We start from the raw sequence: 6,910 nt of genomic DNA on the forward strand, positions 1-6,910 counted from the left end.
TTGACTTGTCACCTGACAGTGAACCGGTCTTACTTATGGATGCTGTAGACTTGCCGGCATTGTACCATGTACTGCTGTCGTTATCAGTATGCTCGTCATGTGAATCATCTGACACGTCTACACAATTCTTATTGTGTACATTTATGCTTCCGATGTCATCGGCAATATCTGAGACAATAACCTCGTATGTGATCTCATACTGTGAATTAGCGTCAAGCTTCGGAAGCTTTCCATTTATAACTGTTTCACCATTTCCTATGGTTCCTGTTGCAGGAGTCACATATCCATTTGCTGTGACATCCGTGTACTGTCCGTTGCTGTCCTTGAGCTTGCATGTAACATTCTGTACTGTTCTCTTGGCATCAGATCCAAGTTTTGAGTCAAGTTCATTTGCAAGAATATCATCAAGTGTAATATCACCATCGCTTCCATACTCAGAACTTACTATAACCTTGTATTTGTAAACTATCTTGTGATCGTCAGGATCAATGCTCACACCATCTGAGGATTTTGTAACCTTGAGATCTGTGGCACCATCCTTCACATATTTGTAGCCCTTGTTGGTCTGATCCTTATCATCAACCTTTGAATTCTTAGCCTCTGCAATATTGCTCTGGTTCAGATTGATCACGTCCTGAGAAAGATCATCGACTTTACTCTTTACTGTATAGGTTATCTTATATGACTCCTTTGCTCCGAGTGCAGGAAGAGTTCCTTCTATACTAGAGGTACTACTGTTATATGTGAGTGATGAGCTGCAGTCTGTGTTGTCAGACTTGATCACCTTTATATCTGTAACTTCAGGTATGACACCTGCTATGTCGTTGGCTATAACATCACTAAAGTTCAGATCCTCACTGGCACTTCCATGATTGGATGAAACTTCTACGGTATAGTCAAAGTATACATATCCATCCTTAGGATCTGTAACTCTACCCTCGGATGCGGTCTTCTTCACATCCACATCAGGCTTGAAATCCACATCCACAGTCACAATCACAGTGCTTGTGAATTTGTTCTCGACCTGGTTTTTCTCATTGTACTTTGTGAGATCCATATCGATCCACGCCTTGAAGAAAGCCTTGAGCTGGGCTCCCCCCTCGAGTGCTGTATGATCGATCGTCGCAGTAAGGACTCCGTTCACAACTGAATACGAACCGATCCTGATACCACTTCCATCAGTTATATTCTCATTCAGAATATCGGAATTAAACTTTATGGTATCCGGCATCGTATAAGTAAATGTTGCATCTTCACCAGACTCCACTATGCTATTAACAACATTTTCCGGAAACACTATATCCATAGACATCTGGATATCTACACCGGCTTTTGTAGGATCATTTGGATCTACAGGAAGCGGCGTTGTGGACGGTCTGGAACTGCTACCATATATATTACCTGCTTTATCAGCAATCGTAGCTCCAGTAATATAATCTTCAAGATTTCCGGTTACTGCTGCACTCGACAGCATTGCTATCGAATCAGTAGCCGTGGCGTATGCGTCTCCCCCTCTCGTCTCGGCCGCATTGGACCAACTATAATTAGAAGGCGAAATCAACGTAGTTATCATAACTACCGCCAGCAGCAGTGCTATAAGCTTTTTCGTAGTTTTTGCCATTGTAATACCTCTTTTCTAATTATTTTTCGACTTACACACTTGCTTTAAATTTATCATAACACATGGTAATTGTAAACAGTTTGTGAACAAAAAGAACAGTTTTCTGTTGCTTTTTTGTTCACATTTACTTTATCGTTTAATTATTAGGTGATTTTGTACTACTATTCTTCGGCAGCATAATCTATCGAAATATATCAAACATATAAAATATAATCGATTACAATTCACTCTTTCTGTCTCTGTTGAGAAGCTCTGTGAGAGCCTCTTTTGCCGTCATGCCATTAAATAATACGTTATTGACTGCTTCAACGATAGGCATCTCAACCCCATGCTCCCTGGCAAGTGCCAGTGTTGCCTTGGCAGAATAAACACCCTCAACAACCATCTTGACCTCCGCCATAGCTTCCTCATAGGTCTTACCCTGACCGATGAGATATCCGGCATTCCTGTTACGGCTGTGCTTGGATGTACATGTAACTATAAGATCTCCCATTCCTGAAAGTCCTGACAGCGTCTTGACATCTGCGCCCATGGCAAGTCCAAGTCTCATGATCTCCGCCATTCCTCTGGTCATAAGAGCAGCCTTCGTGTTGTCGCCAAGTCCAAGTCCATCTGATATTCCGGCTGCCAGAGCTATTACATTCTTCACTGAACCACCCAGCTCAATACCAGTCACATCAGTGCTTGTATATACCCTGAAATAATCGTTCATAAATGCGTTCTGGATTCGTCTTTGCAATCTCTATATCACGGGCACCGGCAACTACCGTTGTAGGTATTCCGCGGCCTACTTCCTCTGCATGTGACGGACCCGAAAGGACAGCCACCTTAGCCTGTGGGATTTCTTCCTCAATGATCTCCACGAGAGCCTTGAGTGTGGACTCTTCTATTCCCTTGCTGACATTCACGATAAGCTGTCCGTTGCTCACCTTGTCAGCGATGTTCTTTGCTGTGCTTCTGACAAACGGAGAAGGCACTGCGCACACTATCATCTTCTGACCAATAACAGCCTTTGACGCATCTGTTGTATATTCAATACTGCTGTTAAGTATAACGCCCGGAAGTCTGTCTCTCTGCTCATGAAATTCCTTGAGCATGGCAACCTCTCTCTCATCTATAGACCACACTATAACCTCGTGTCCATTTCCTGCCAGCAGATTAGCAAGTGCAGAACCCCATCCACCTGCTCCGAGAACACCTATTTTCATCGTAAAATACCTCCAAAATATTTATATTTCTTTTTTCAATCCTTGAATCATTTTTTTCTATTTTAACTTTTTTTCATCATTTAATCCAGTCTATAGTGACAATACATGGATGTTTTTGCAAATTTTTACTGTATTTTTAGATTTTGGGCTAGTTATGTAAACTCACATTATTCTAATCAACAGTTTTTAATACACATTTCACTGCGTATAAATATCACATAACCATAATCTCGGTTTTATGTATACTCATTATGTTATCTGATTTTGTTTTATCCAGACATCTATAAAACGTTGCTCACTACAAAAATCCCTCCTTCCTGTTTTATCCAGTAAGGAGGGGATTCAATAACTCTCTATTCGCTTCCGCTTTCCATCAAGCCTTCTTAGAACCAAACGACAACTTATTCTCCGTTCCCGCTATCAGTCTCTTGATATTCTGCCAATGTCTTATCACGGCCATTCCGGCTATGATTCCCGCCATGATTATTCCTTCGATCATTTTTGCATTCGATGTGAAATTATAATCTCCATGAATTGCAAATACTGTGTATAATATGAAGAATCCGATCATGATCGTAAGTGATCCAACCGATACATATCTTGTTATCACAACACTTATAACGAACGCTGCAAGGAGTATCACTACCAATCTCCAGTCCCACAGACCTACTATCATTCCGCCGCTGGCAGCAATTCCCTTGCCGCCCTTGAACTGCATATAGAATGGGAAGTTATGACCAAGCACAACTCCAAGTCCTGTATACAGTACGAACATGTATGCATTACCTATACCTAGCTGGCCAAGTATGATATGTGTCAGTGAGCAGGCGATTATTCCTTTGAGGAAATCCCCCAGGAAAACTATCAGTCCAGCTTTCTTTCCAAGAACTCTCAGTGCATTTGTCGTTCCCGCATTTCCACTTCCATACTTTCTTATATCAACACCTTTTATCCTGCCGTAAATATACGCTGTCTGAATGAGTCCTACTCCATAGCCCCCAACCAGACATATAGCCCTAATCAACATCTCCATGACTACTTCTCTTTCCTCTCCCTGATTATTAATTTTAGAGGTGTACCTCTGAATCCAAAGGATTCTCTTATCCTGTTCTCTATATAACGTGTATATGAGAAATGCATAAGCTCCTTGTCATTTACAAATATGACAAATGTAGGAGGTTTAACTGACACCTGGGTAATATAATAGAGCTTAAGTCTCTTACCCTTATCTGATGGTGGCTGCTGCATAGCAACCGCCTCACTCATAATCTCATTCAGAACACCAGTAGCTATGCGGAGTGAATGATTCTCTATAACAGCATCTATGGTCTCGAACAGCTTTGGAAGTCTCTGTCCGGTCTGGGCTGATATGAAGAGCAGCTCCGCATACGGCATGTATGAAAGCTTGTTTCTGATCTCCTCTGTAAACTTATATATGGTCTTGTCATTCTTCTCGATAGCATCCCATTTGTTCACAGCTATTATCATTCCCTTGCCACGATCATGTGCGATTCCCGCGATCTTGGCATCCTGATCGGTTATTCCCTCCGTTGCGTCTATTACGAGGACTGCAACATTACATCTCTCAACCGCTGATACTGTTCTTATGATACTGTATCTCTCTATATCCTCTTTAATCTTGCTCTTTCGTCTGAGTCCCGCTGTGTCTATGAATACATATTCTCTGCCATTTCTGACGATCTCTGTATCCACGGCATCTCTTGTGGTTCCGGCTATATCTGATACAATAACCCTGTCCTCACCGAGAAGCTTATTAATTATAGAAGATTTTCCTACGTTTGGCTTTCCTATGATGGCGATTCTAGGTCTCTCATCCTCCGTGTCATCCTTTGCAGACTCATTGAAGTGTGATACCACCTCATCGAGCATATCTCCTATTCCAAGTCTGGATGAACCTGATATAGGATGTGGATCTCCAAGTCCAAGATTATAGAACTCATACACATCCGGCATGAACTTTTCAAAGCTGTCTACCTTGTTGACAACGAGAACTATAGGTTTCTTGGATCTTCTGAGCATATCGGCAACCTTGGCATCATCATCAACCATTCCCTGTCTGACATCCGTCATGAACAGGATGACGTCCGCTGTCTCTATGGCTATCTCTGCCTGTTCTCTCATGCTCTTAAGTATAATATTGTCTGACTCCGGCTCAATTCCTCCTGTGTCTATCAGAGTGAAATTGTAATCCAGCCAGTTGATATCAGCATAAATTCTGTCTCGCGTAACTCCCGGTGTATCCTGAACTATGGATATCTTTTCTCCGGCAAGCACATTGAACAGAGTTGATTTACCTACATTGGGTCTGCCCACTATGGCAACTATAGGTTTACTCATTCTATCTTCCTCCATATATAATTAATTACATATCATCGCCAATTACTGCATGAATAAAATCAGCACCACTTGATTCTACAATACAAACATCGACTTGTAAAGCATCTGTGAGCTCTGCAAGCGTCACATCATCAAGGAATTTTGGCTCATCCGCCATAAGAGTATTGGAAGGCAGTATAAGCCGCTGCCCAAGAGGCTTTCCTGTGAGCTGCTTTCTTATATCTCCACCCGTAAGCAATCCTGTCACGGTTATTCTATGTCCAAAAAAATCATTAATGATCTTATACAGATGCACCTTCACATTAGGGAACTTCTCAGGGATCCTGTTAGCAAGGAGCTTTATGGAATCATATACGAGCACTCCAGTAACCATGGACACCTCATACTCTCTGTCATCGCCCTCTACGCAGCTCCACTCTTCATCAAACTCATCTATGAGCAGTCTCACCATGCCCACACCATTTTCAAGCTGGATAAAGCCATCATACCTATCAGCCTCAGGGAAATCCCTGCCAGCATTTATATACCATTCATCACTTGCCTGGACAAAATGTGTGCCATGCTTTTCAAATGCCTTTTTCTGAAAATGTTCTATTATATCAATAACCTCGCAGGCGTCCTCTCTGTTGAACGGTTCAAGATGGAACAAGCCATCTCTGTAATCTGACAAACCGACAGGGACCACGGATAAGCTCTCCATAACAGGAACAAACTCCATAAGATCAGAGATCGTACGCCACAATTCCTCCCCATCATTTATCCCCTTGCACAAAACTATCTGTCCATTCATAGGAATACCAGCTTCATAAAATTTCCTTATATAGTCAAGTATGGCACCGGCAAATCTGTTGTTCAGCATACTGCAGCGCAGCTTGGGATTGGTAGTGTGCACCGATATATTTATCGGAGCAAGGTGATAATTGATTATTCTGTCAATATCCTTTTCCTTCATATTAGTAAGGGTAATATAATTTCCCTGAAGAAATGACAGTCTGGAATCATCGTCCTTGAAATATATAGTGTCTCTCATACCTTTCGGGTTCTGATCGATAAAGCAGAATATGCACTTGTTATAGCAAGACTTGTAATTATCCATCAGGGAATTTTCAAAAACAATCCCTAGATCCTCGTCATAATCCTTATCTATCTCCAGAAGCCACTCCTCGCCGTCAGACTTCCTCACGAGAAGTTCTATATATTCGTCATTTATGAGATACTGATAGTCAAATATATCCTCTATAGGATGGTCATTGACCGCCAGAATATTATCTCCCGGTTCGATCTCCATCTCCTGGGCTATACTTCCCTCAAGTATTTCCTTTACAATATGTTCCATAATTTCCTCTTTTATATTAATTGTCTACGGATCAAAAGCTGCAGCAAATGAATAACGCCCTATAATTCAGGGAGCATGATCACCGCTGCAAGATTACCCCGCAGGCCTTTGCTCGCCCTGTGTGAAAAAAGCCATTCGCTGTTACAGCATGTACATATATTTGTCACGTCAATATTCTCAGGTTTTACACCTGAATCAACAAGATTGTAATAGTTGGCCTTGTGGAGATCAAGCAGATATTTGCCATTACCCTTGCTAAATACGATCTGAGCCGTCTCTGCTTCCGTATATGCCGCCATAAAGCGTTCAGCTACATCTTCACTCACCTCATAGCAATTCTTGCATATAGAAGGTCCTATGGCGCAAATGAGATTCTCTGGAGATGTT

The 6,910-nt window shown here is 41.8% G+C and carries 5 protein-coding genes and 1 pseudogene; all 6 read right to left on the bottom strand.

The genetic code is table 11. The features are described 5' to 3' along the window. Positions 1 to 1,621: hypothetical protein (locus CCU_RS13025; protein WP_208896274.1), on the bottom strand; the 1,621-nt coding region annotated here is incomplete at its 3' end. A 217-nt stretch (positions 1,622 to 1,838) separates the two neighbouring features. Then, positions 1,839 to 2,829: pseudogene (locus tag CCU_RS14860) on the bottom strand (NAD(P)H-dependent glycerol-3-phosphate dehydrogenase). 373 nt (positions 2,830 to 3,202) lie between these two features. Next, positions 3,203 to 3,862: a glycerol-3-phosphate 1-O-acyltransferase PlsY gene (plsY, locus tag CCU_RS13035; RefSeq protein WP_015534979.1), complete on the bottom strand. Its 660-nt coding sequence runs from the start codon at positions 3,860 to 3,862 to the stop codon at positions 3,203 to 3,205. 2 nt (positions 3,863 to 3,864) lie between these two features. Next, on the bottom strand, positions 3,865 to 5,187 hold the full coding sequence (gene der / locus CCU_RS13040; protein WP_015534980.1) for a ribosome biogenesis GTPase Der: 1,323 nt from the start codon (positions 5,185 to 5,187) through the stop codon (positions 3,865 to 3,867). Between the two features lie 25 nt (positions 5,188 to 5,212). After that, positions 5,213 to 6,523, bottom strand: a complete 1,311-nt coding sequence (locus CCU_RS13045) for a DUF512 domain-containing protein (protein ID WP_015534981.1) — start codon at positions 6,521 to 6,523, stop codon at positions 5,213 to 5,215. A 59-nt stretch (positions 6,524 to 6,582) separates the two neighbouring features. Then, the coding region (locus tag CCU_RS13050) for a laccase domain-containing protein (RefSeq protein ID WP_208896275.1) at positions 6,583 to 6,910 on the bottom strand (328 nt) is incomplete at its 5' end.

It is taken from the genome of Coprococcus sp. ART55/1 (assembly GCF_000210595.1).
In the GTDB taxonomy this organism is placed as follows: domain Bacteria; phylum Bacillota; class Clostridia; order Lachnospirales; family Lachnospiraceae; genus Coprococcus; species Coprococcus aceti.

Coding starts and splice junctions, on each gene's coding strand:
- plsY (WP_015534979.1), bottom strand. CDS start 3,862: ATGGAGATGTTGATTAGGGCTATATGTCTGGTTGGGGGCTATGGAGTA.
- der (WP_015534980.1), bottom strand. CDS start 5,187: ATGAGTAAACCTATAGTTGCCATAGTGGGCAGACCCAATGTAGGTAAA.
- CCU_RS13045 (WP_015534981.1), bottom strand. CDS start 6,523: ATGGAACATATTGTAAAGGAAATACTTGAGGGAAGTATAGCCCAGGAG.